The 22,763-nt window shown below is 65.7% G+C and carries 29 protein-coding genes; 7 read left to right on the forward strand and 22 right to left on the reverse strand.

Annotation, left to right across the window (positions count from 1 at the left end; all coding sequences use genetic code 11):
* Together FV228_RS02460 and FV228_RS02465 are read left to right on the forward strand one after the other, a co-directional pair.
* Positions 1 to 815 (forward strand): ATP-binding protein (locus FV228_RS02460; RefSeq protein ID WP_147853142.1); only part of this gene is annotated, 815 nt, incomplete at its 5' end.
* Between the two features lie 35 nt (positions 816 to 850).
* Positions 851 to 2,782: a response regulator gene (locus FV228_RS02465; protein WP_246693801.1), complete on the forward strand. Its 1,932-nt coding sequence runs from the start codon at positions 851 to 853 to the stop codon at positions 2,780 to 2,782.
* Between the two features lie 578 nt (positions 2,783 to 3,360).
* Here FV228_RS02465 and rplQ read toward each other — a convergent pair.
* The 5 genes from rplQ to rpsM all read right to left on the reverse strand — a co-directional run bounded on the left by rplQ (position 3,361) and on the right by rpsM (position 6,923).
* A complete protein-coding gene (gene rplQ / locus FV228_RS02470) occupies positions 3,361 to 3,771 on the reverse strand; it encodes a 50S ribosomal protein L17 (RefSeq protein ID WP_147853143.1) in 411 nt (136 codons plus the stop codon).
* A 196-nt stretch (positions 3,772 to 3,967) separates the two neighbouring features.
* Positions 3,968 to 4,987 carry a DNA-directed RNA polymerase subunit alpha gene (locus FV228_RS02475; protein WP_147853144.1) on the reverse strand — a complete coding sequence of 340 codons (1,020 nt, stop codon included), beginning with the start codon at positions 4,985 to 4,987 and terminating at the stop codon, positions 3,968 to 3,970.
* A 106-nt stretch (positions 4,988 to 5,093) separates the two neighbouring features.
* On the reverse strand, positions 5,094 to 5,966 hold the full coding sequence (locus tag FV228_RS02480) for an MBL fold metallo-hydrolase (protein WP_147853145.1): 873 nt from the start codon (positions 5,964 to 5,966) through the stop codon (positions 5,094 to 5,096).
* 25 nt (positions 5,967 to 5,991) lie between these two features.
* Positions 5,992 to 6,381 carry a 30S ribosomal protein S11 gene (rpsK, locus tag FV228_RS02485; protein WP_007557606.1) on the reverse strand — a complete coding sequence of 130 codons (390 nt, stop codon included), beginning with the start codon at positions 6,379 to 6,381 and terminating at the stop codon, positions 5,992 to 5,994.
* A gap of 173 nt (positions 6,382 to 6,554) precedes the next feature.
* Positions 6,555 to 6,923 (reverse strand): 30S ribosomal protein S13, encoded by a 369-nt coding sequence (rpsM, locus tag FV228_RS02490; RefSeq protein WP_147853146.1) that lies wholly within the window; start codon positions 6,921 to 6,923, stop codon positions 6,555 to 6,557.
* A gap of 251 nt (positions 6,924 to 7,174) precedes the next feature.
* Here rpsM and FV228_RS02495 point away from each other — a divergent pair, with 251 nt between their 5' ends.
* The gene (locus FV228_RS02495; RefSeq protein WP_147853147.1) at positions 7,175 to 7,537 is read left to right on the forward strand and encodes a hypothetical protein; all 363 of its coding nucleotides are present in this window, start codon (positions 7,175 to 7,177) and stop codon (positions 7,535 to 7,537) included.
* 10 nt (positions 7,538 to 7,547) lie between these two features.
* Here FV228_RS02495 and FV228_RS02500 read toward each other — a convergent pair whose 3' ends face one another.
* Positions 7,548 to 7,778, reverse strand: a complete 231-nt coding sequence (locus FV228_RS02500; RefSeq protein WP_147853148.1) for a hypothetical protein — start codon at positions 7,776 to 7,778, stop codon at positions 7,548 to 7,550.
* A gap of 682 nt (positions 7,779 to 8,460) precedes the next feature.
* Here FV228_RS02500 and FV228_RS02505 point away from each other — a divergent pair.
* On the forward strand, positions 8,461 to 9,675 hold the full coding sequence (locus FV228_RS02505) for a glycosyltransferase 61 family protein (protein WP_147853149.1): 1,215 nt from the start codon (positions 8,461 to 8,463) through the stop codon (positions 9,673 to 9,675).
* Positions 9,676 to 9,986: 311 nt separating this feature from the next.
* Here the strand turns inward: FV228_RS02505 and FV228_RS02510 are convergent, their stop codons facing one another.
* The 16 genes from FV228_RS02510 to FV228_RS02585 all read right to left on the reverse strand — a co-directional run bounded on the left by FV228_RS02510 (position 9,987) and on the right by FV228_RS02585 (position 19,899).
* Entirely contained in the window at positions 9,987 to 10,589 is a 603-nt protein-coding gene (locus FV228_RS02510; RefSeq protein ID WP_147853150.1) for an adenylate kinase, read from the reverse strand.
* Between the two features lie 170 nt (positions 10,590 to 10,759).
* The gene (gene secY, locus FV228_RS02515) at positions 10,760 to 12,106 is read right to left on the reverse strand and encodes a preprotein translocase subunit SecY (protein WP_058192231.1); all 1,347 of its coding nucleotides are present in this window, start codon (positions 12,104 to 12,106) and stop codon (positions 10,760 to 10,762) included.
* Positions 12,107 to 12,260: 154 nt separating this feature from the next.
* Positions 12,261 to 12,767: a 50S ribosomal protein L15 gene (rplO, locus tag FV228_RS02520; protein WP_147853151.1), complete on the reverse strand. Its 507-nt coding sequence runs from the start codon at positions 12,765 to 12,767 to the stop codon at positions 12,261 to 12,263.
* A 10-nt stretch (positions 12,768 to 12,777) separates the two neighbouring features.
* Positions 12,778 to 12,969, reverse strand: a complete 192-nt coding sequence (rpmD, locus tag FV228_RS02525; protein ID WP_007557591.1) for a 50S ribosomal protein L30 — start codon at positions 12,967 to 12,969, stop codon at positions 12,778 to 12,780.
* 12 nt (positions 12,970 to 12,981) lie between these two features.
* Entirely contained in the window at positions 12,982 to 13,569 is a 588-nt protein-coding gene (gene rpsE, locus FV228_RS02530; protein ID WP_007557588.1) for a 30S ribosomal protein S5, read from the reverse strand.
* Positions 13,570 to 13,681: 112 nt separating this feature from the next.
* Positions 13,682 to 14,044: a 50S ribosomal protein L18 gene (rplR, locus tag FV228_RS02535; RefSeq protein ID WP_010686176.1), complete on the reverse strand. Its 363-nt coding sequence runs from the start codon at positions 14,042 to 14,044 to the stop codon at positions 13,682 to 13,684.
* Between the two features lie 10 nt (positions 14,045 to 14,054).
* The gene (rplF, locus tag FV228_RS02540; RefSeq protein WP_147853152.1) at positions 14,055 to 14,588 is read right to left on the reverse strand and encodes a 50S ribosomal protein L6; all 534 of its coding nucleotides are present in this window, start codon (positions 14,586 to 14,588) and stop codon (positions 14,055 to 14,057) included.
* A gap of 22 nt (positions 14,589 to 14,610) precedes the next feature.
* The gene (rpsH, locus tag FV228_RS02545; RefSeq protein ID WP_007557585.1) at positions 14,611 to 15,006 is read right to left on the reverse strand and encodes a 30S ribosomal protein S8; all 396 of its coding nucleotides are present in this window, start codon (positions 15,004 to 15,006) and stop codon (positions 14,611 to 14,613) included.
* Positions 15,007 to 15,016: 10 nt separating this feature from the next.
* Positions 15,017 to 15,322 carry a 30S ribosomal protein S14 gene (gene rpsN / locus FV228_RS02550; RefSeq protein WP_147853153.1) on the reverse strand — a complete coding sequence of 102 codons (306 nt, stop codon included), beginning with the start codon at positions 15,320 to 15,322 and terminating at the stop codon, positions 15,017 to 15,019.
* A 40-nt stretch (positions 15,323 to 15,362) separates the two neighbouring features.
* Positions 15,363 to 15,929 carry a 50S ribosomal protein L5 gene (gene rplE / locus FV228_RS02555; protein ID WP_147853154.1) on the reverse strand — a complete coding sequence of 189 codons (567 nt, stop codon included), beginning with the start codon at positions 15,927 to 15,929 and terminating at the stop codon, positions 15,363 to 15,365.
* A complete protein-coding gene (gene rplX / locus FV228_RS02560; protein ID WP_007557581.1) occupies positions 15,922 to 16,236 on the reverse strand; it encodes a 50S ribosomal protein L24 in 315 nt (104 codons plus the stop codon). The genes rplE and rplX overlap by 8 nt, the downstream gene beginning before the upstream one ends.
* Entirely contained in the window at positions 16,236 to 16,604 is a 369-nt protein-coding gene (rplN, locus tag FV228_RS02565; RefSeq protein WP_007557579.1) for a 50S ribosomal protein L14, read from the reverse strand. Before rplN ends, rplX begins: the two co-directional genes overlap by 1 nt.
* Before the next feature lie 466 nt (positions 16,605 to 17,070).
* Positions 17,071 to 17,448 (reverse strand): hypothetical protein, encoded by a 378-nt coding sequence (locus FV228_RS02570; protein WP_147853155.1) that lies wholly within the window; start codon positions 17,446 to 17,448, stop codon positions 17,071 to 17,073.
* A gap of 211 nt (positions 17,449 to 17,659) precedes the next feature.
* Positions 17,660 to 18,355, reverse strand: a complete 696-nt coding sequence (locus FV228_RS02575; protein WP_147853156.1) for an amino acid ABC transporter permease — start codon at positions 18,353 to 18,355, stop codon at positions 17,660 to 17,662.
* The gene (locus FV228_RS02580; RefSeq protein WP_147853157.1) at positions 18,352 to 19,086 is read right to left on the reverse strand and encodes an amino acid ABC transporter permease; all 735 of its coding nucleotides are present in this window, start codon (positions 19,084 to 19,086) and stop codon (positions 18,352 to 18,354) included. Before FV228_RS02580 ends, FV228_RS02575 begins: the two co-directional genes overlap by 4 nt.
* A 9-nt stretch (positions 19,087 to 19,095) precedes the next feature.
* The gene (locus tag FV228_RS02585) at positions 19,096 to 19,899 is read right to left on the reverse strand and encodes an ABC transporter substrate-binding protein (protein WP_147853158.1); all 804 of its coding nucleotides are present in this window, start codon (positions 19,897 to 19,899) and stop codon (positions 19,096 to 19,098) included.
* A gap of 987 nt (positions 19,900 to 20,886) precedes the next feature.
* On the opposite strand from FV228_RS02585, the gene FV228_RS02590 reads away from it, so the two are divergent.
* The 3 genes from FV228_RS02590 (at position 20,887) to rpsG (ending at position 22,763) form a co-directional block, all read left to right on the forward strand.
* Positions 20,887 to 21,426 carry a DUF805 domain-containing protein gene (locus tag FV228_RS02590; protein ID WP_187277601.1) on the forward strand — a complete coding sequence of 180 codons (540 nt, stop codon included), beginning with the start codon at positions 20,887 to 20,889 and terminating at the stop codon, positions 21,424 to 21,426.
* A gap of 361 nt (positions 21,427 to 21,787) precedes the next feature.
* Positions 21,788 to 22,159 carry a 30S ribosomal protein S12 gene (gene rpsL / locus FV228_RS02595; protein ID WP_007557568.1) on the forward strand — a complete coding sequence of 124 codons (372 nt, stop codon included), beginning with the start codon at positions 21,788 to 21,790 and terminating at the stop codon, positions 22,157 to 22,159.
* A gap of 133 nt (positions 22,160 to 22,292) precedes the next feature.
* Positions 22,293 to 22,763 carry a 30S ribosomal protein S7 gene (gene rpsG / locus FV228_RS02600; RefSeq protein WP_007557567.1) on the forward strand — a complete coding sequence of 157 codons (471 nt, stop codon included), beginning with the start codon at positions 22,293 to 22,295 and terminating at the stop codon, positions 22,761 to 22,763.

The following is a 22,763-nucleotide window of genomic DNA, read 5'->3' on the forward strand; positions in this document are numbered from 1 at the left end:
AGGCCTCCGAGGCCCGCGCCCGCCTCGCCGATGCCCTGGAGCGCGCCAACCGCGATCTCGCCGACGCCAACCGGCAGATCACCGAGGCGCAGGCCAAGCTGGTCCAGGCCGCCAAGATGGCCTCGCTCGGCGAGTTGGTCGCCGGCATCGCCCACGAGATCAACAACCCGCTCGCCTTCATCCTGGCGCACCAGGGCACGGTCGAGCGCCTGCTGAACGAATTGCCGAGCGCCGCCCCGGAGGCGGCCTCCCGCGCCCTCGACAAGGCCCGCCAGCGGGTCGGCTCGATGCGGATGGGGCTGACCCGGATCCAGGATCTCGTGCTCAACCTGCGCAAGTTCTCGCGCCTCGACGAGGGCGAACGGGCCCTGGTCAACGTGCCAGAGGCGATCGAGACCGTGCTGGCGCTGATCCAGCACAAGCTCGGCGACCGGATCGCCGTGGAGCGCAGCTTCGCCGGCCGGCCCGAGATCCACTGCACCCCCGCACTGCTCAACCAGGTGGTGATGAACATCCTGGGCAACGCCGCCGACGCCATGCCGGAGGGGGGCAGGATCCGGATCGATACCCTGTCGAACCCGGAGGTCGACGAGATCCGCATCAGCGATACTGGTCCTGGTATCCCGGAAGACCTCCGTGAAAAGATATTCGAGCCATTCTTCACGACAAAGCCCGTGGGTTCAGGCACCGGCCTGGGTCTTGCGATTGCCTACAGCGTCGTTCAGGCGCATAGCGGCTCGCTCACCGTGGAGGCGGCGCCGGACGGGGGAGCCTGCTTCGTGATCGGGATTCCGCGGCAGGCGGCCAGCGCATGAGTGAAGGCACGGCAGGACGAGCATTCCCCGCTGCGATGGACACCGGTTCGGTGACGGATACGCAATCCCTTTACGAGAACGGGGCCGGGTTCGATGGCCCCCGCGGGACCATCCTGGCCGTCGATGACGAGCCGGATATCCTGATCGCCCTGGAGGACCTGTTCGAGGATTCCTACCGGGTTCTGACGACCTCGAACCCGAACGAGGCGCTCGAAATCCTGCACGCCGAGCCCGACATCGCCGTGGTGCTGTCGGACCAGCGCATGCCCGGCCTCACCGGCGACGCGCTCCTAGCCGAGGCCCGCGCCTTCCACGACGCGCAGGCGATCCTGCTCACCGGCTATGCCGACATCACCGCGGTGATCGCGGCGCTCAACCGCGGCGGCATCGTCGGCTACGTCACCAAGCCCTGGGACGCGAGCCTGCTGCGCTCCACCGTCCGGCAGGCCTTCGAGCGCCACCGGCTCGGCCGCGACCTCGCCACCGAGCGGGCCCTGCTCCGCGGCCTGCTGGATCACGCCCAGGACGCGATCAGCTTCAAGGACGCGGACGGGCGCTTCGTGCGCCTCAACGCCCGCAAGGCGGCCCAGCTCGGCCGGGACGTCGCCGGCTGTCTCGGCCAGCGGGAGGGCGACCTGCTCGGCTCGAAGGGCAGCGCCGTGGCCTTGGCCGACGCCGCCGCGATCCGCTCTGGGGCGGTGGCCGAGAGCCTGACCAGCGACGGCCCGGTCGGCGCAGAACTCTGGAGCCACGTCACCCGGGTGCCGATCCGCGACGTGGGCGGCGCGATCAGCCATCTCGCGGTGATCGAGCGGGATGTGACCGAGCAGCGGACCCTGGAGGCGCGGCTGCGCCAATCCGACAAGATGCAGGCGCTCGGCACCCTGGCGGGCGGCATCGCGCACGATTTCAACAACCTCCTCACCGCGATCCTCGGCAGCCTGGAACTCGCCGCCCCCAAGGTCGCCGACCTGCCGCGGGTGCAGCGCCTGATCGAGAACGCCCGCGGCGCGGCCGAGCGCGGCGCCTCCCTGACCAAGCGCCTGCTGAGCTTCAGCCGCGCCCACGACCTCCAGGCCCGCGCCACCGACGTCAACGCCCTGATCGGCGGGATGAGCGACCTGTTCGGCCGCAGCCTCGGCGGCCTGGTCAGCGTCCGCACTGACCTGACCGAGGGGCTGCCCGCCGTCCAGGTCGATCCGGACCAGCTCGAACTCGCCGTGCTCAACCTGTGCATCAACGCCCGGGACGCGATGCCGGACGGCGGCACGATCACCGTCGCCACCCGGCGCCTCGACATCGCGGGCGATCCCGAGATCGCCGACGGCTCCTATCTCGGCGTCAGCGTCACCGACGAGGGCACCGGCATCCCGGACGAGATCCTGCGCCGGGTCTGCGAGCCGTTCTTCACCACCAAGGCGGTGGGCCAGGGCACGGGTCTCGGGCTCGCCATGGTGTTCGGCCTGACCCAGCAATCGAAGGGCCGCCTCGCCATCGAGAGCGAGGTCGGTCGGGGCACGCGGGTCGAACTCGCCCTCCCCTTCGCCACCGAGGCGCCTGAGCAGGTGGCGGGTGCGCAGGACGACGCCCCGGTGGCGGCCCGTTCGGCGCGGATCCTGGTGGTCGACGACGACGCGCAGGTCCGGCACGTCACCGCTTCGTTCCTGGCGGGCTTCGGCCACGACGCGACGGAGGCCGGCGACGGCGAGGCCGCGCTGCGGTCCTTCGCGCCCGGCCGCTTCGACCTGATCGTCGCCGACCTCGCCATGCCGGGCATGAGCGGCATCGAACTCGCCGCCGAGATCCGCGACCGCGACCCCAGCCTGCCGGTGCTGATCCTCACCGGCCACGCGGAGGCGATGCAGATCCCGGACGATCTGCCGGTGCTGACCAAGCCATTCCGCTCGGCCGACCTGGCGATCCGGGTCTCGGCGCTGCTGGACGGGTCTGACCCGGGGCGGGCGTGACCAAATCGTCATTGCGAGCGTAGCGAAGCAGCTACGTGATCCGCCACGTTTTGGGAACGCGCGCTGCCCTGGGTTGCGTCGCTGCGCTCGCAATGACGGGGCCGGACAATCGAAATGGTGCAGCGCTGAAGCCCCGGAGCAGTGACGTCGCTGTCCGCACTTCTAGGGGAAAGCCCTATCCCTGGCCCCGAGGCACCGAAATTTTCGGGAACCACCCTGTTGCCGGCTCATTGACCCCCCGACGGAGCCGTCATGCTCCGGGTTACGAACGTGGAGGTGAACCATGAGCAATCACGGTATCTTCCCAGGCATTCGGCGCGAGGCCGACCCGGATCAGGACGATCCACCCAACAAGGATCAGCAGGGATAGAGGTTTCGGAACCGCGGCGCGGTCGAGTTCCCGGTCAGGCCGACACTGACCGCCAGGGCGAACTCTCGCGATGCTTCGAAACGTAGACCCTGCTTCAAGCCCGTCGGCGCAAGCCGGCGGGTTCTTTTTTGAGCCCCGCGCGAACATGAAGAAGCCGCCCCGGACGGTCCCGGGACGGCTTCTTTCCGTTCGATCGATGGCGCTTAGCTCAGGCCGCCTCGGCGACCACAACCTGACCGGAATCCTTGCCGCGGGCCTCGACGTCGCGATCGACGAACTCGATCACGGCCAGCGGGGCGTTGTCGCCCTTGCGGAAGCCCGCCTTCATGATGCGGAGATAGCCGCCCGGACGGCCCTGGTAACGCGGGCCGATCACGGCGAAGAGCTTCTTGACCATGTCGCCGTCGCGCAGCTGCGCCATGGCGAGACGGCGGGTGTGGACGCTGTCGATCCGGCCGAGGGTGACGAGCTTCTCGACCACGGGACGCAGGTCCTTGGCCTTCGGCAGGGTGGTGACGATCTGCTCGTGCTTCAGCAGGGCGACCGACATGTTGGCGAACATCGCCTTGCGATGCTCGGCCGTGCGATTGAAGCGGCGACCGCGATACCCGTGACGCATGGTTCTGGCTTCCTTCTCATCTCGGCCGCCGTGCCACGGTACGGCCGGGTGCCTCATCGAGGCTGTTGTTATCCGCGTAACCCCGCGGCGGGATTTCTTCGGGACTTCGCGTCATGCCTGCGAAGGTCCGTATCTATATCGGCCCAACGGGCGGCGCCGTACAGCGCCACCCGGTCCGGCCCGGGGCGGCTCCGCCTCAGTAGTGCTCTTCAAAGCGCTTTGCGAGATCTTCGATGTTCTCCGGCGGCCAGCCGGGGATGTCCATGCCGAGGTGCAGGCCCATGCCGGCCAACACTTCCTTGATCTCGTTGAGCGACTTGCGACCGAAGTTCGGGGTCCGCAGCATCTCGCCCTCGGACTTCTGGATCAGGTCGCCGATGTAGACGATGTTGTCGTTCTTCAGGCAGTTCGCCGAACGGACCGACAGCTCCAGCTCGTCGACCTTCTTGAGCAGCGCCGGGTTGAAGGGCAGCTGCGGCGCGAGCGGCGCGGCCTCTTCCTTGCGCGGATCCTCGAAGTTCACGAAGACCTGCAGTTGGTCCTGGATGATCCGCGCGGCATAGGCCAGCGCGTCCTCCGGGCCCACGGCGCCGTTGGTCTCGATCGTCATCGTCAGCTTGTCCTTGTCGAGATCCTGGCCCTCACGGGTGGTCTCGACGCGGTAGCTGACCTTGGTGACCGGGGAGAACAGCGCGTCCACCGGGATCAGGCCGATCGGCGCGTCCTCGGGGCGGTTGCGCTCGGCCGGGACGTAACCCTTGCCGGTGGCGACCGTGAACTCCATGCGGATCTCGGCGCCGTCGTCCAGCGTGCAGATCACCATCTCCGGGTTCAGGATCTGGATGTCGCCGACCGTGCCGATGTCGCCGGCCGTGACGGTACCCGGGCCGGTCTTGCGCAGGGTCATGCGCTTGGGCGCATCGGTCTGCGAACGGATCGCGATGGTCTTGATGTTCAGGACGATGTCGGTGACGTCCTCGCGGACGCCCGGGATCGAGGAGAACTCGTGCAGCACGCCGTCGATCTGCACCGAGGTCACGGCCGCGCCTTGGAGCGAGGACAGGAGCACCCGGCGCAGGGCGTTGCCCAGGGTGGTGCCGAAGCCGCGCTCGAGCGGCTCGGCCACGACGGTGGCGACCCGCTTCGGGTCGTCGCCGGTCGAGACCTGCAGCTTGTTCGGCTTGATCAGTTCCTGCCAGTTCTTCTGAATGACCACGATCCTACCTCTCGTCCATGCTCGGGATCCGCGACATCCGTTCCCGCGCTTCGGCCGCCCGGCGCCGCCCCCTGGCGCCCCGAACGGTCCCTGAATTCAAAGTCTGTTACTCGCCACCGACCCAGAGGGCCGGCACGAAGCTGTACCCGGCCCCGTCCCGATCCACGTAGCCCAGTGCCGGAAATTCCAGGTGCGCACCCGCGATGAAGGTCCGCTCGCGCGCCACCTCGTCCATGATGGCCTTGCGCGTCGCACGCGCCTGGTCACCATCGACGTCGAATCCGACTCCCGCCTCCGGGTTCTTGAACTGGATCGCGGGCAGGTGCACCACGTCTGTCCACATCAGCAGCGACTGTCCACCGGAGACGATGCGGAAACCGCAATGCCCTGGAGTATGGCCCGGCAGGTGGACCGCCGTGATCCCCGGCAAGACCTCGCCGCCGCGATGCTCGCGCATCCGCTTGGCGTAGGGCGCCACCGCCTTGCGGGCGCTCTCGAAGTACGGTTTAGCCTCGTCCGGCGCCCGCGAGAACGCGTCGTCCGGCAGCCAGTGGGCCGCTTCGTCGGCGTGGACCACGATCTCGGCGTTCGGGAACCGGGCCGCCCCGTTCGTCACCAGACCGCCGACATGGTCGGGATGCAGGTGCGTGACCAGAACGGTCTCGATCGCCTCCGGCTTGACGCCGGTGAGCGCCAACGCTGCGCTGAACCGCCCCAGGGTCTCCACCGGGGCGAAGTCGCCGTAGCCCGTATCGATCAGCACCGGCTTGCGGCCTGCGCCGGTGATCAGGAAGGCGTTCAGCGTGATCTTGGGCTGCTCGGTGCGGAACCCCGCGACCTGGAGCTTGCCGGCCTCGTCCTTCGGGATCCCCGTGACGAGATCGAGGCTGGCCTGAAACCAGCCGTCGTTGAGCGCGGTGACCGTGAGGTCGCCGAGGTTCCAACGCAGCACGCCCGGAAGCGGCTTCGATCCCGTCATGAGCTTCTCCGTCAGACCGTTCGGTTCAGACCCGACGACGCTTGCGCGGACGGCAGCCGTTGTGCGGGATCGAGGTCACGTCGCGGATCGAGGTGACCGTGAAGCCAGCGGCCTGGAGGGCGCGCAGGGCCGACTCACGACCCGAACCCGGGCCGGACACCTCGACCTCGAGGGTGCGCATGCCGTGCTCGGAGGCCTTGCGGGCGGCGTCCTCGGCGGCCACCTGGGCGGCGTACGGGGTCGACTTGCGCGAGCCCTTGAAGCCCATCGCGCCGGCGGACGACCACGAGATCGTGTTGCCCTGCGCGTCCGTGATGGTGATCATCGTGTTGTTGAACGAAGCGTTCACGTGGGCGACGCCCGACACGATGTTCTTGCGTTCGCGCCGGCGGACGCGTTGCGGTTCCTTGGCCATTCGGGTCTCACTTTTCCTTCAAGCGCGCCCGTAATTCCAGGCGCTCGGGATTCTTTCTGGGACTTGGCCGGCGCGCCCGTGCGGGGCGGTCCGGCCCGATGCGGGATCCCTCGCAGGACACCAACGCGACGGAAGGAAGGCCGAGCGGAGCACGGCCTTCCAACTTCAAAAAATTACTTCTTCTTGCCGGCGATCGGCTTCGCCTTGCCCTTGCGGGTGCGGGCGTTGGTGTGGGTGCGCTGGCCGCGGACCGGCAGCTGCTTGCGGTGACGCAGGCCGCGATAGGCGCCGAGATCCATCAGGCGCTTGATGTTCATCGAGACTTCGCGGCGCAGATCGCCCTCGACGATGTAGTCGCGGTCGATCGTCTCGCGGATCTGCAGCACCTCGGCGTCGGTGAGCTGGTTCACGCGACGCTCGGCGGGGATGTTCACCTTCTGGGTGATTTCCTCGGCCTTCTTGGAGCCGATGCCGTGGATGTACTGGAGCGCGATGACGACGCGCTTGTTGGTCGGGATGTTGACGCCTGCAATACGGGCCATGATCACGCTCCATTTGAGGCCCGATGATACGGGCGGTAACCGCGCGCGTCCGGTGGAGGCCGGCCCCTGCGCGCGCCAAACGACAACGTGGCCCTGGGGCGGCCCTGGACAGGGCACCTCGGACCAGCGATCGATTGGACGAAGGACGGCCTGCTAGCGTGCGCAGGACCAGATGTCAACGACCGGTGAACGATCGGCCGCGCCGCCATGCGTCACGCGCGGACCATACCGGGATCATTCAGGGAGCACAGATGTCGGTTCTGACCAGCGACGGCGCCACCCTGCGGGCCTTCGCCGATTCCATCCTGAGGGCGGCCGAGGAGAATGCCGAGGAGGTCGTCCCGGTGATCCTGGCGGTGGTTGGCGGCATCCTCACTGAGGCCGAGCCCGGCTCGATCGCGCTCCAGGCCGAGCATGACGGCCCGGGCCTGCTCTGGGCCGTCTTCGCGGGCCGCCGGATGGTGTTCCGCTACAACGTCCTGACCGCGATGGTCGAACTGCGGGACGGCCGCACCGACGGCAACCCCACCCGCCTGTTCGGCCACCGGGCGCTGCCGATGGACGTGGTCAATTTCTTCGGGGCGCTGCGGGCGGAGCGCCGGGTGGATCGTTGACGCCGCCGCCTCAACGGAAGCGCTGGCTTCGATACCGGCAATAGCCGCCCATCGTCTGGTAACCGGCCGGGCAGCGGCGGACGCACGCCCCCGCCGCGTACTTGAGAGGCGGCCGGCACGCGTGCCGGAACTGCTTCTCTCCGTACACGAAGGACTTCGCCGGGCTCTGTGCCGCCACCGGCAGGGGCGCGAGCGCAAGGGCGAGAAGCAGGAGGTTTGCGGGGATACGGAGAGCGGTCATCGGAACTCCCGATCGTGTTCCGCCCTCAACCTCCGAATGGGCCCATGGTTCAACGGACGCTCCGATCGTCCGTGATCCGTCTTTCGAGACGGCGTTCCACGCGGGGTGCGATCAGATCTTGGACACGTCGTCGGAGTACCGCGCGCAGGCCGGATCGATGACGGGAACGCGTCCGGCGGCGACTCCACCGGGCCGTCGCGTCGCACCGCGGGGCCGGTCGGCCTGTCGACGCTGTCCCGCCAGTATCGCCTGCTCGTGTCTCGAAGCCTCTAGGATCGTGGCGCAACACGTGGCTGAGAGACATGTCGTCCGGTAGCCGCCGGCAGGTTGAAGCTGCCCCGTGCCGGCCTTCGCGATCAGGAGGCAACGTGCTCGGCGTGCGGTTCCGGCACCGCCATGATCTGCGTGGTCACCGTGTCGAGTAGCTGCATGCTCCCTCCTCGTGGATCGCAAGAACCAGAATTAATTTTGGATCTAAATTTTATTTTTTTACCCATATCGGAATCAGATGTTATAGTATTTTGATATGCTGCTGCGATAAATAGTAATCTATAGATATCTGCATCAAAGATTGTGTATTTTATGACGGCGTAGTGCTTAGAAATTTCTGCTTGACCTTAAGAACGGTCGGCGTTTCACATAGGATATCTTCAGCTACAAGCGGATCGATCCGCATAATTCCATGTGCGCATCGCGCTACATTTCCTGCGATCCAACGATCTATGCGTCGGGCGGCTTTCCTGGTGATCCGGATATGCTACATCGACTGCACGCAACGCCGGCCCCAGAGATCGTTCCGGTCGCGACCCTCTACGATCCGGCCAGCTACAGCCGCACTCTCGATCCGGACGCGATCTTCGCCGATCCCGCACTCCGGCCGAAGCTGGATAGGGCTTTCGCCTTCGGTGGCGGCGTCCAGGCGGTCGCGCCGGCCTGTGTCTTGGTTCGGATCGACCATGCGAGCATCCGCGACCGGAGCATCACGGTCACCCGCGACGGCGAAACGCTGCTTCTGTTCGAGACTTTCCGGCCCTTCGATCTCGTGACGCCCCCGCAACAGGGAGCCAACGGGCCGACCAAGACCCTTCCGAGGACCTGCGCTTATCTCCTGATGACATCCTCCGGGACCTTCAACTGGGGACATTGGCTGGCGGAAGACCTGCCGCGCCTTCTGGCAGTGGACTGCCTGTCCCGCCTCCGCAGACCCATCTGCCTGTTGCTGCACGGTTTCGTCCCGGCGACCGACCGGATGCGGATCGAGCTACTCCGGAGCTTCCTCGGACGGCGGGACGTCACAATTCGTCTGCTGCGACCGGATACGACTTACCGGGCGGAGGACCTCTACTTTGCCTCGCCGGTGGCTGGCCTGCCTGGCCCGAAGCATCCCCAGGCTCTCGCAGACCTATCCGTTCGGGCCATCACGATGATGCGTCGCCTGGACCGGCGATGGTGGCGATCGCCCCCGCGCCGTCCGACCCATCTGTTCGTGATCCGCCGACGCGATCACGGCCGGGTCCCGATCGGATGGGCGGACCTTTGCAGGACTCTACATGCCCGCGGCTACCAACCAATTGATCCTGAGGGGATCTCAGCGCGGGAACAGGTCGCGACCTTCTCGTGTGCAGAGCGCGTCGTTGGCTGCATGGGCGCCGCGATGGTGAATACGCTGTTCTGCGCGCCAGGGACGCGCATTCTATACCTCGCCCCGGAAACGTTCACCGATCCGTATTATCTCGACCTCGCAGCGGCGCGCGGTCATCGCTACGGCGTCTGCTACGGCAAGGCCCTCGATCCGGGTCGGCCAGCGCAATCGGATTACGTCCTTGATCCCGACCACCTCGCCCGCGCTCTGGCATGGCTCGATGGGGATCGTGAGGTATGCCGGCAAGCTGCTTGAAACGACCTAACTGTGGGCTGGATATGCCCCAGCGCCTCGCTTCAGATCGGCGCCGATTGCCTTCCAAAATTCTCCGAAGCTCGTTGGAACACGGAGCTGCACACGCTCCGTACCGTCGAAGAATCGTGATCTTCCTCCAAGGATGACGGCGCTGACACCATCGTCGATCATTACCGTTGCGCCAACCTAAGGCCTACGCAATGGAAGGTGGATCGAACCACTCTCAGCCTGCTGCTTGAGCGTCGGCTTCGCGCGCTTCGACTTCATCAAAATGCCGGCCGCCGAATGATGCGGCGTGCCGGCTGTATTGGTTAGGACGCGACGCGTTCCGCGTGCGGTTCGAGCACCGCCATGATCTCCGTGGTCACGGTATCGATCGGCTGCATGCCGTCGACGGTGTGGAGCAGGCCGGTCTTGGCGTAGTAATCCGACAGCGGCGCGGTCAGGGCCCGGTAGGCCTCCAGGCGTTGCTTGAACACCTCGGGGGTGTCGTCCTTGCGCACCGCCTGGCCACGCGCCAGCGTCTCCGCCGCGCGCTTCTGGATCCGCCCGACCAGTGCGTCCTCGTCGACCTTGAGCTCGACCACAGCGGACAGGTTCATGTCCTTGCCGGACAGCATGGTCGCCAGCGCCTCGGCCTGGGCTACGGTGCGGGGGAAGCCGTCCAGGATGAAGCCGCGCTTCGCGTCCGGCTCCTCGATCCGGTCGGCGACGATGCCCACCACGATCCGGTCGGAGACCAGCCCGCCGGATTCCATCACGGCCTTGGCCTCCAGGCCGACCGGCGTGCCGGCGGCGACCGCGGCACGCAGCATGTCGCCGGTGGAGAGCTGCGGGATGCCGAAGCGCTCGACGATCCGCTCGGATTGCGTGCCCTTCCCCGCGCCGGGGGGGCCGAGCAGAATGATGCGCATGGCGTTGTCCTCGTCCGGCCCGACTCTCTACGGGCACAAGCGGCGGTTGGCGAAGCCTCCCCGGCATCGCCCGTCTCGTGTTTTTCTAGCCGGTCCTGTGCCCTTAGGCATCCGGACCTTGGGGTCAGAGGCGGGCGCGCCGGCGGCGGCGTCCCGCTTCTGTAGCAGGCTCAGCGGCGGCGTTGCGTGGTCGAGGCGCCACGCAGCTTGGCCTTCTTCACTAGGCCCTCGTACTGATGCGCCATCAGGTGGCCGTGGATCTGGGCGACCGTGTCCATGGTCACCGAGACCACGATCAGCAGCGAGGTGCCGCCGAAGCCCAGGCTCGCCGAGGCGTAGGACGACAGGATCTCGGGGCAGAGGCAGACGAGGGTCAGGTACAGGGCGCCGATCACCGTGATGCGGGTCAGCACCTTGTCGATGAAGGCGGCGGTGCGCTCGCCCGGACGGATGCCCGGTATGAAGCCGCCATGCTTCTTCAGGTTGTCGGCCGTCTCCTGAGGATTGAAGACCACCGCGGTGTAGAAGAACGTGAAGAAGATGATCAGCGCGGCGTAGAGCGCCATGAACAGCGGCGTGCCGTGGCCCAGATAGGCCGTCACGGTGCCCAGCCAGCCCGTGCTGCCGCCGTTGGCCGAGAAACTCGCCGCGGTGGCCGGCAGGAGCAGGAGCGAGGACGCGAAGATCGGCGGGATCACCCCCGAGGTGTTGAGCTTCAGCGGCAGGAACGAGGTCTGCCCCTCGTACATGCGGTTGCCGACCTGGCGCTTCGGGTAGTTGATCAGCAGGCGGCGCTGGGCGCGCTCCATGAACACGATGAAGTAGACCAGCACCACGGCCGCAACGGCGACGCCCAGGATGATGATCGGCGACAGCGCGCCGGTGCGGCCGAGCTCGAGGGCGCCCGCGATCGCCACCGGAAGGTGGGCGACGATGCCGGCGAAGATGATCAGCGACGAACCATTGCCGATGCCGCGCGAGGTGATCTGCTCGCCGACCCACATCAGGAACAGGGTGCCGCCGGTCAGCGTGATCACCGTCGAAGCCAGGAAGAACGGGCCGGGATCGATCGCAGCGGACGAACTCTGAAGTCCGATCGCGATGCCCCAGGACTGGACCAGCGCCAGCACCACCGTGAGGTAGCGGGTGTACTGGTTGATGACCTTGCGGCCGGACTCGCCCTCTTTCTTCAGGGCCTCCAGGCTCGGGATCACCGAGGTGAGCAACTGAACGATGATCGACGCCGAGATGTACGGCATGATGTTGAGGGCGAAGATCGCCATGCGCTCGACGGCACCGCCGGAGAACATGTTGAACAGCCCGAGCACGCCGCCGGCCTGCTGCTGGAAGTTCCGGGCGAACTGCTCCGGATCGATGCCGGGAATCGGGATGTAGGTGCCCAGCCGGAACACCACGAGGGCGCCCAGCGTGAACCAGATGCGCTTCTTCAGCTCATCGGCCTTGGCGATGGCACCGAAATTGAGGTTGGCGGCAAGCTGCTCGGCGGCTGAGGCCATAAGCGTCGCGTCCTGGGAGTGTCGCCGGGCGAACGGCGCCCGAATGAATTGAAAACGGCGGCCCGCGTGGTCGCAGGGCCGCCGCTCGAAGGATCGGCTTAAAGGGTGCGCGGGGACCGTGCAACGGGGCCCCGCGTCACGCCCATGCCGGCCGTCAGGCCGTCGCCTCGGCCTTTGCGCCGCCGCGATGCGAAACGCCGGTCGCGAAAGCGACGCTCACCGAGCCGCCGGCCTTCTCGACCGCCTCGATGGCGGACTTGGAAGCGCGGGTGACCTCGAAGCTGAGCTTCGCGGTCAGCTCGCCGACGCCGAGCAGCTTCACGCCGTCGCGGGCCCGGGCGATGATGCCGGCGGTGACGAGGCTATCGACCGTGACGGTCGCGGCCTTGTCGAGCTTGCCGGCGTCCACCGCCTCCTGGATCCGGCCGAGGTTCACCTCGTTCAGATCCTGGGCGTAGAGGTTGTTGAAGCCGCGCTTCGGCAGGCGCCGATGCAGCGGCATCTGACCGCCCTCGAAGCCCTTGATGGACACGCCGGTCCGGGCCTTCTGACCCTTCACGCCGCGGCCGGCCGTCTTGCCCTTGCCGGAGCCGATGCCCCGACCGACGCGCATCCGATTCTTGGTTGCGCCGGGATTGTCGCTGATCTCGTTGAGCTTCATCGGTGCCTCCTCACGCCACGTCGCCGTGGACGCGCACGAGGTGCGCAACCTTGCGGATCATGCCGCGCACGGAGGGGGTATCCTCCAGCTCGGACACGCGGTGGAGCTTGTTGAGCTTCAGGCCGATCAGCGTCTGGCGCTGGCTGGCCTCCTGGCGGATCGGCGAGCCGATCTGCTCGATACGGACGGTCTTCTGTGCCATCGGACCCTCCCCTTACGCGACCGCAGCTTCGGACTGGTCGGCCGGATCGGCGTCGCGGCGACGGGCCTGGAGGCTCGAAACCTTGATGCCGCGGCGGGCCGCCACGGAGCGCGGGCTGTCCTCGTTCTTGAGCGCCTCGAAGGTGGCGCGCACGAGGTTGTAGGGGTTCGAGGAGCCGAGCGACTTCGCGACGACGTCCTGCATGCCGAGCGTCTCGAACACGGCGCGCATCGGGCCGCCGGCGATGATGCCGGTACCCTGCGGGGCAGCGCGGAGGATCACCTTGCCGGCGCCGTGGCGGCCGTTGACGTCGTGGTGCAGGGTCCGACCCTCACGCAGCGACACCCGGATCAGGCCGCGCTTGGCCGCCTCGGTCGCCTTGCGGATCGCCTCCGGCACCTCACGGGCCTTGCCGTGGCCAAAGCCGACGCGGCCCTTCTGGTCGCCGACGACGACAAGGGCTGCGAAGCCGAAGCGACGGCCACCCTTCACCACCTTGGCGACGCGGTTGATGTGGACGAGCTTGTCCACGAATTCGCTGTCGCGCTCCTCGCGCTCGTCGCGGCGGCCGCGGCCCCCGCCTTCCCGTTCACGTGCCATGTTGTCTAACCTATCTCACTAGCGCGGATCCTCGGACCCGCTCGCTCGATTCCCCTCGCCGGAAACGGGAGGGAATGGCCGCGCGGGTATCACGCCGCGCGGAGAGAGTTCCTCAGAACTCCAGGCCGCCCTCGCGGGCAGCTTCGGCGACGGCCGCGACGCGGCCGTGGTAGATGTAGCCGGAGCGGTCGAAGATCACCTTCGTGACGCCCGCGGCCTTGGCGCGCTCGGCGACGAGCTTGCCCACCGCCTTGGCGGCGGCGACATCGGCGCCGGTCTTGAGTTCACCCTTGAGTGCCTTGTCGATCGACGAGGCGGCGGCCAGCGTCTTGCCGGCGACGTCGTCGATGACCTGCACGTAGATCTGCTTCGACGAGCGGAACACCGAGAGCCGCGGACGGCCGTTGGCGGCCGCCCGCAGCGCGCGACGGACGCGCGCCTTGCGGCGATCGAGGGCTTCGAGCTTGCGAGACATGATGCCCTCCTTACTTCTTCTTGCCTTCCTTGCGGAAGATGAACTCGCCCGCGTACTTCACGCCCTTGCCCTTGTAGGGCTCGGGTCCGCGGTAATCGCGGATCTCGGCGGCGACCTGACCGACCTGCTGGCGGTTGATCCCGGTGATCGTGATCTCGGTGGGCTTCGGGGTAACGATCGTGATCCCGGCGGGGATCGCGTATTCGATGTCGTGGCTGTAGCCGAGCGACAGCTTGAGGGCCTTGCCAGCCATCGCCGCACGATAACCGACGCCCGTGATCTCGAGCTTCTTCTCGAAGCCCTTCGACACGCCCTCGGCGATGTTGGCGATCTGAGCCCGCGACGTGCCCCAGAGGGACCGCGCCGGCTTGGACTGGTTAACCGGCTCGACCGAGATCGCGCCGTCCTTCATCTCCACGCTGACCAGCGTGGGGACGTCGAACTGCAGCTCGCCCTTCGAGCCCTTCATCTTCACCGTCTGACCGGTGACGGTGGCGGTGACGCCGGCCGGCACGGGAACGGGCTTCTTGCCTACGCGAGACATGGGATAACCTCCTCCGTCCCGATCAGAATACGGTGCAGAGCACTTCACCGCCGACGTTGCGCTCGCGCGCCTCGTGGTCGGCCATGACGCCCTGCGGTGTGGAGACGATGGTGACGCCGAGGCCGTCGGCCACGTGCGGCAGATCACCGACAGACGAGTAGACCCGACGGCCGGGCTTCGACACGCGCTTGATCTCGCGGATCACCGGGCGACCGTCGTAGTACTTGAGCTCGATGGCGAACTCGGTGCGGCCGTTGCCGAGGTCGGTCGCCGCGTAGTCGCGGATGTAGCCCTCGGACTTCAGCACGTTCAGGACGTTGGCACGCAGGCGCGAGCCGGGCGTCTGAACGACGTTGCGACGGCGCAGCTGGCCGTTGCGGATACGGGTGAGCATGTCACCCACGGGATCGTTGACCATGGGGACCTCCTTACCAGCTCGACTTGACCAGGCCGGGGATCAGGCCCCGGTTGCCAAGCTCCCGCAGCGCGATGCGCGAGATGCCCATCTTACGGTAGAACGCGCGCGGACGTCCGGTCATGCCGCACCGGTTCCGGATGCGGGTGGCGGACGAGTTGCGCGGCAGTTCCGCGAGCTTGAGGCGCGCCTCGAAGCGCTCCTCCATCTCGAGAGCATCGTTGTTGGCGATGTCCAGCAGCGCCTTCCGCTTGGCCGCGAAACGCTTCACCAGCGTCTTGCGGGCCTCATTCTTCTCGACTGAGCTTTTCTTCGACATGTGGTCTATCTCCGGTGTCCGCGTATGAAGCGCGAGGGCCTCACTGCCGGAACGGGAACTGGAAGGCGGCGAGCAGTGCCTTGGCTTCGGCATCGGTCTGGGCGGTGGTCGCCACGACGATGTCCATGCCCCACATCTGCTCGGCCTTGTCGTAGGAGATCTCCGGGAACACGAGGTGCTCCTTGAGACCCAGGGCGTAGTTGCCGCGGCCGTCGAACGAGCGCGGGTTCAGGCCGCGGAAATCGCGGACGCGCGGCAGCGCGATCGTGATCAGGCGATCCATGAACTCGTACATGCGCTGCTTGCGCAGCGTCACCTTGCAACCGATCGGCATGCCCTCGCGGACCTTGAAGGTCGCGATGGCCTTGCGGGCCCGGGTGATCACCGGCTTCTGGCCGGCGATGAGCGCGAGGTCGCCAGCCGCCACGGTCGCCTTCTTGGAGTCCGCAGTGGACTCGCCGACGCCCATGTTGATGACGATCTTCTCGATCTGCGGGACCTGCATCGGGTTCTTGTACCCGAACTCCTCGATCAGCTTCTGGCGCACCACTTCGTCGTAGTGCTTGCGCAGGCGCGGGGTGTAGGCGTTCTTGTCGGCCTCAGCCATCGATCTGATCCCCCGTGCTCTTGGCGAATCGGACCTTGCGCCCGTCTTCGAGGATGCGGAAACCCACGCGGGTCGGCTTGCCGTTGGCATCGGCGACCGCGATGTTCGAAAGTTGGATGGCGGCCTCCTTGGAGATGATCCCGCCTTCCTGGTTCTGGGTCTGCTTCTGGTGCTTCTTGACCAGGTTGATGCCGCGCACGAAAGCCCGGCCTTCCTTCGGCAGAACCTGAATGACCTCGCCCGAGCGACCGGAGTCGCGACCGGTGAGTACGACGACCTTGTCGCCCTTCTTGATCTTGGCTGCCATCACAGCACCTCCGGCGCCAGCGAGATGATCTTCATGTGGTTGCGCGCGCGCAGTTCGCGCGGCACCGGTCCGAAGATGCGGGTGCCGATCGGCTCCTTCTGATTGTTGATCAGGACCGCTGCGTTCTTGTCGAAGCGGATCACCGATCCGTCGACGCGCTTCACAGCCTTGGCCGTGCGAACGACGACCGCCTTCATGACGTCGCCCTTCTTGACGCGACCGCGCGGGATCGCCTCCTTGACCGACACGACGATGACATCGCCAACGCCGGCATACTTCCGCTTCGACCCGCCGAGTACCTTGATGCACATCACACGGCGTGCACCAGAGTTGTCGGCGACGTCCAGATTCGTCTGCATCTGGATCACGTGCGTGACTCCTTGTTTCAGGCGGGTTTCCGCACACGGGCGGTATTGCCCGGCGGACGACGCCTGATGGGGATCTGATGTCCCCGGCTCATGGTATAGACCGCGCTTGCGGCGTCCGAGACGCCGGCGCGGTCACCGCGTTCACAGGGTGCGAGCACCCATCGAAATGTCGCGAAGGCCGGGCGGATACTACGGGCGGCCCCGGAAGGCAAGCCGATCGCGACACATTCGCCCGTGGGATCGGGCCGGGTCGGGGCGATTCGGCGTTGAGCGCAGCGCGGCTTCCGGGCGCGGGCGACCACGGGCTTACCGATGTGCATCGGGCGGGGCGAAGGCGGTTTCCGCCAGGACATGCCCGCGGAGGCCGGGCGGCGAGACGGGTCGGCCGACCGATCAAAGCAACACGACAGCCATGTCCGCCGCGCAGTCGTGCGCGGCGGCCGGGTCTTTTCGATCGTTCAGGATCTCAGAACGGCTGGCCGGCCGATTCGAACAAAAAGTCGTCGAGACTCGGGATCGTCACGGCGCTGCCGAAAGCCGGCTTCGACAGGCGCCACGGGCGCTCGGAGCGCGCGCGAATCGCCTCCGAGGGGCGCAGGCGCCGCATGCCGCCTTCCTCGGTCACCTCCTCGATCGTCAGGAAGCCGTAGACCTGCAGGCGGGACGCTGTGAGCTTGATCTCACGATCCTCGGCGGCGACGATCATGCTGCCGGTGGCGTAGACCGCGTCCATGAGGGAGCGCTGCTCGCTGCGGCGGCGGTTGCGGGCATCCCGCTCGCCTGCCGCGGAGGCGGGGGCGATCCGCCGGAAGGGGACGACGTTGCTGACCGCGACGCAACCCATACGCAACATCCTCGACGCACACAGAGGCCGGCCCACGGGCCGTCCGACGATCGGGACATTTCGACGGTTCGCTTTAATCTTCCGTAGACCGTGATGGCGAGCCCCTGCCCCGATCCGGCACGGTGTTGGCTCTTCACCCCCTTAAAGGCGGTCGCGCTGCGCCCGCGACGACCCATCCGAGTCGCGTTGAGACGAGGATGGGAGGTTCCTGTCAGACCCTGCCCGCCCGCGGCCGGCGACGCTGCGGTGCCACCAGCGCGGCAAGCCGATCGAGCACCAGACAAAGGCATCCGTAGACGGCGCCGACAAACAAAAAAATCTCGGCCGGGTAGACCATGGCGCGGTTGTTCACCTGCGTCGCTACGAAGGAGAGTTCCGGCACGCCGATCACGTAGGCGAGCGAGGTGTCCTTGATCAGCGCGGTCCACTGGTTGACGAAGGACGGCGCCATGGCCGGCAGCGCCCGGGGCAGGATGATGACCCGCAACACCTGCCAGCGGCCGAAGCCCAGCGCCAGCCCGGCTTCCCACTGGCCGGGGCCGATGCTCTCGATCCCCGCCGCCACCGCGTAGGATAGGTAGGCGCCCCCCACCAGCGACAGCGCCGTGACCACCGTCCCGAGTTCGGGGACGGCGAATCCGAACAGGATCGGCAGCAGGAAGTAGCTCCAGAAGATCAGCATCACGATCGGGACGGCCCGGAACAGCCCGAGCCCCAGGTTCAGGGCGCGCCGTGTCCGGCCGCCGCTCATCGCCAACGCGATCCCGAGGGCGAGCCCCAGCGCCGCCGAGGCGAGGCCGGAGGCCGCCGATAGAATCAGCGTCAGCATCAGCCCGCCGACCGGGCCATCAGGCCAGGCGCCGGCGAGCAGGTAGCCGAGATTGTCGGTGATCACGGAAACATTCACCGGCGGGCGGCCCTCGCCGGGTCGCGGCGCGCCAGGGCGTGGCCGGCCGCCTCCACAGCCGCCACCGCGCCGACATACAGGAGCGTCGCGATGCCGAAGGCCTGGAAGGCCAGGAAGGTCTCCGTCTCCACCTCCCGGGACGCGTAGGACAGCTCGGCCAGGCCGATGGTCATGGTCAGCGACGTGTTCTTGATCGTGTCGAGGTACTGGCCGACCACCGGCAGCCAGGCGATCCGCAGGGCCTGCGGCAACGCGATGTGGCGGAAGACCTGGAGATCTGTCAGGCCGAGGGCCAAGGCGGCCTCCCGCTGAGCGGGCCGCACGCCGTTGAGGCCGGCGCGGCATTCCTCGGCGATGTAGGCGGCGGCGTAGAGCGTCAGCCCGAGGAAGCCGGACAGGGTCTCGTAGGCCGGCCAGTGCAGCGCGGCCGGCCCCAGGGCGAGGCCGTGCGGGCTGTTCAGCCAGACGGTGAGCCAGGACGGCATCAGCGCGGCGGCGCCGAAGTACCAGAAGAACAGCTGCACCAGCAGCGGCGTGTTCCGGATGAGGCCGATGAAGGCGGTGGTTCCCGCCCCCGCGAGCCTGCCCCCCGCCTCTCGCAGGCAGCAGAGAGCGAGGCCGAGCCCCGTTCCGGCCAGGCACACGGACGCCGACAGGGCCAGGGTGACCCCGAAACCCTGCAGCAGCCAGATCAGGTAGCGCGGCGCCAGTAGATCGCCGAAGAGGCTCACCGCCGTCGGCTAGCTGTGGTCGCCGATCCGGAACAGGCGCGGCAGCGGCTGCGTCGTGTTCGGGCCGAACCAGCGGTCGTAGATTGCCGCCGCCTTGCCGCTGGCCTCCAACTCCCGGAGCGTCTCGTCCACCACCGCGCGCAGGCGAGTCTCACCTTTCGGGATGCCGGCGCCGATATAGTCGTTCGAGATCGAGAAGGCCGGAACCTCGTAGTTCTCTTTGTCCGGAACCTTGGCCAGCAGACCCACGAGCTTGGATCCGTCCTGCGTGATCGCCTGGACGTTGCCGTTGCGCAGGGCCGCGAAGGCGAAGGGCGTATCGTCGAACGCCACCACGGTCGCCTTCGGAAAGTCGCGGCGCAGGACGATCTCGTTGGTGGTGCCCTTGTCGGCACCGATGCGCAGGCCGTTCAGCTGCTCGGGCGCGGTGAGCGTGCCCTTCTTGGCCAGGAATTGCTGGCCGGAGGCGAAGTACGGGATGCTGAAATCGAGCTGCTTGGCGCGCTCCTCCGTGATGGTGAAGTTCGCCAGCACCAGATCGACCTTGCCGGAGGTCAGCAACGGGATGCGGTTGGCCGGATTGGTCGGGCGCAGATCCAGCTTCACGCCGATCTTGTCGGCGATCGCCTTTGCGTAATCGACGTCGAGGCCGGCGATCTGCTTGGTGTTCGGATCGACGAAGCCGAAGGGCGGGTTGCTGTCAAAGGCCGCGACCCGCAGCACGCCGGCCTTCTTGATGTCGTCGAGACGGTCGGCCTGCGCGGCGCCGACGGAGAGAAGTGTTGCCAGAGCGAAGGTGACAATTCTGCGCATAAATGTCTCCGTGGGAAAGGAAGCCGCAGATGTCCGCCCATTCACGAACGGACCGCATTGCAGATCGTAAGGACAGACTCCGCCAAGACGTAAATAAATGTGGTATATAATAATGACTATCCGCGTTAGATAGAGTTTATAACGTTAATTAATACACCAATATTGACCAATGCTACAGTATTATTGGATTTTTAGAAGTAATTACAAACAGTAAGATAATGATCATACAAGGACCACAAGCAAACATACCACAGATTAAATTGTTTCGCAAACAAAATAATTTCTAATAATTCTCGGAAAATGGCAAACGACCTGCATTGCCAGACGAAACGAGCGAATTTTCTTTCTCTGGAAGACCGAGAAATCGCAATAAGAGCTTTCGTCGCCTCGTTCGATCTGCCCAAACTCAACGATCTGTAGGACTCTGCTCCTTCGAAGGGCGCCGAGCGGGCCATTTCACTCCCTAACAAGGTTACGCATTCAAAAAGGTGCGCTGCGGCAATATATTTTGCAGTATTATTTAAGAGTTTATTATTCCGAGTATCCTAATAATTCGCAAGTATATATACAAAGAACAAAATTCAAATGGAATGACCGCGACTGACCAAATCGGGTAACCGTCGACCCCTCAGCATCGGGACATATCGATCAATATATGTAATCAGAATGTCGCAGATATAGCAATAGATTTTGTTTAAACATCAAAATATTGTCGTACATTATTGTATTTAACACCAAGCTATGCCATATTAATAGATAAGATTCGCATTTTATTCTGCGTTGACTGAACGATTTCCCAGGCACATTGTCGCGATCTCTGCGCCCAAATGATAACGGGAGCAAAAATGAGAGGTTTGTCGAATGCGCGGACATGTTCTCGCAGTACCCAACGCAAGTACGCAGGGCGCAATCTCGGGCGACGACGGTCAGCGCTATCGTTTTTCAAGCGCAGATCTGAACGGCGCTAGCACACGGGCTGGGCAGGCTGTGGACTTCGTGGTCGTCGATGGTGAGGCCCGCGAAATCTACCCCATCCCCGGCCAAGCGCCCGTTTTCTCGCCAGCCTTCAGTGAGGCTGTCCGCCAGCGAGATTGGTTCGCATTCTATTTTAATCCAAATGGCCGCATCGGACGTCGTGACTATTGGACCTTTGGACTTTTGGTGCTGATGATTGTGAACATTGTTCTTGGCCTTATTCCAGGCGTAAACATAATCGTTTTTCTTGTTACGGCGTGGTGCGGCCTCGCTCTCGGCATCAAGCGCTGCCATGATGTCAACCGATCCGGTTGGCTGAACGCCGTACCTTACGTCCTCACCCCGCTGTCCTTCCTCTGTGCATCGATTGGCTTTCTCTCATCTTACAGCCGCCATGCGATCGGGGTTCCTGTCTTGTTCAGCACTCTCGCCTTGCTGACTGGCGTTGCCACCTTCGGATTTTGGATCTGGTTCATCGTACAGGTGCTGGCAAAAGCCGGCGACGCGGAGCAGAACCGGTTCGGTCTTCCACCTATCGCCCCGAACGCATAGGACATCGCAGCCCACGCGTTTGACGACCGCGCCGATCATTTGATCGCCGAAGAGCCAAGAATATCGCGATCGACGCATTGACCTGCGGGTTAACCGAGGCTAGAAGCGCGCCACTTCGGACGGCCATTGGCTGCCGACGGCCCTAGGGTTTGACCCCCGGGCGCCGCGATCGCCCCGAGCGATCCGAAGGCTCAAATCGCCTGACGCTCTAAGTCAGATCCGTAGGTACGAGCGCGTTCGTTTCGGGCGTGCTCCTCTGCCCACACCGCGCCGAGGGTCTGTGACAGGACCTCCGGCGCATATTCGTTTTGCGGATTGCCTTGGGCAATCCGGCCAAGGTGACCGAGGAAGAGGGCACAGGATGCCGACGATCAACCAGCTGATCGCCCAGCCGCGGAAGATCCAGCGGAGCCGCAACAAGGTTCCGGCGCTTGACGCTTGCCCGCAGAAGCGCGGCGTCTGCACCCGGGTCTACACGACGACCCCGAAGAAGCCGAACTCGGCCCTTCGTAAGGTCGCCAAGGTCCGTTTGACCAACGGCTTCGAGGTGATCGGTTACATTCCTGGTGAGGGCCACAACCTCCAGGAGCACTCGGTCGTCATGATCCGCGGCGGCCGCGTGAAGGATCTTCCGGGTGTGCGCTACCACATCCTCCGCGGCGTGCTCGACACGCAGGGCGTGAAGAACCGGAAGCAGCGCCGTTCGAAGTACGGCGCCAAGCGGCCGAAGTAAGATCGCCGGCCGGAGTTTATCCGGTCGCGCAAAGGCCTTTCCACGGCCTCGTAAGGATGTCGCCGGCTTCATCAAAAGAGCCAAGGCGGCCTGCGCGGGGTGCTTAAGTCAGACTCGTTTGAGAGTTTAAGAGATGTCCCGTCGTCACTCTGCCGAGAAGCGTGAGATCATCCCGGACCCGAAGTACGGGGACGTGGTGCTGACGAAGTTCATGAATTCGATCATGTACGAGGGCAAGAAGTCGACCGCCGAGCGGATCGTCTACGGCGCCTTCGACATCGTCGAGAACCGCGCCCGGGCCAACCCGATCGAGGTGTTCCGCGCCGCGCTCGACAACGTCGCCCCGATGATCGAAGTGCGCTCCCGGCGCGTCGGCGGCGCGACCTACCAGGTCCCCGTCGAGGTTCGGACCGAGCGCCGTCAGGCCCTCGCCATCCGCTGGCTGATCCAGGCCGCCCGGTCACGCAACGACCGCACCATGATCGAGCGGCTCTCCGCCGAGCTGCTCGACGCCGCGAACAACCGCGGCAACGCCGTCAAGAAGCGGGAAGATACGCACCGGATGGCTGAAGCCAACCGCGCCTTCTCGCACTACCGCTGGTAA

It is taken from the genome of Methylobacterium sp. WL18 (genome assembly GCF_008040015.1).
GTDB classification, from domain to species: Bacteria; Pseudomonadota; Alphaproteobacteria; order Rhizobiales; family Beijerinckiaceae; genus Methylobacterium; species Methylobacterium mesophilicum.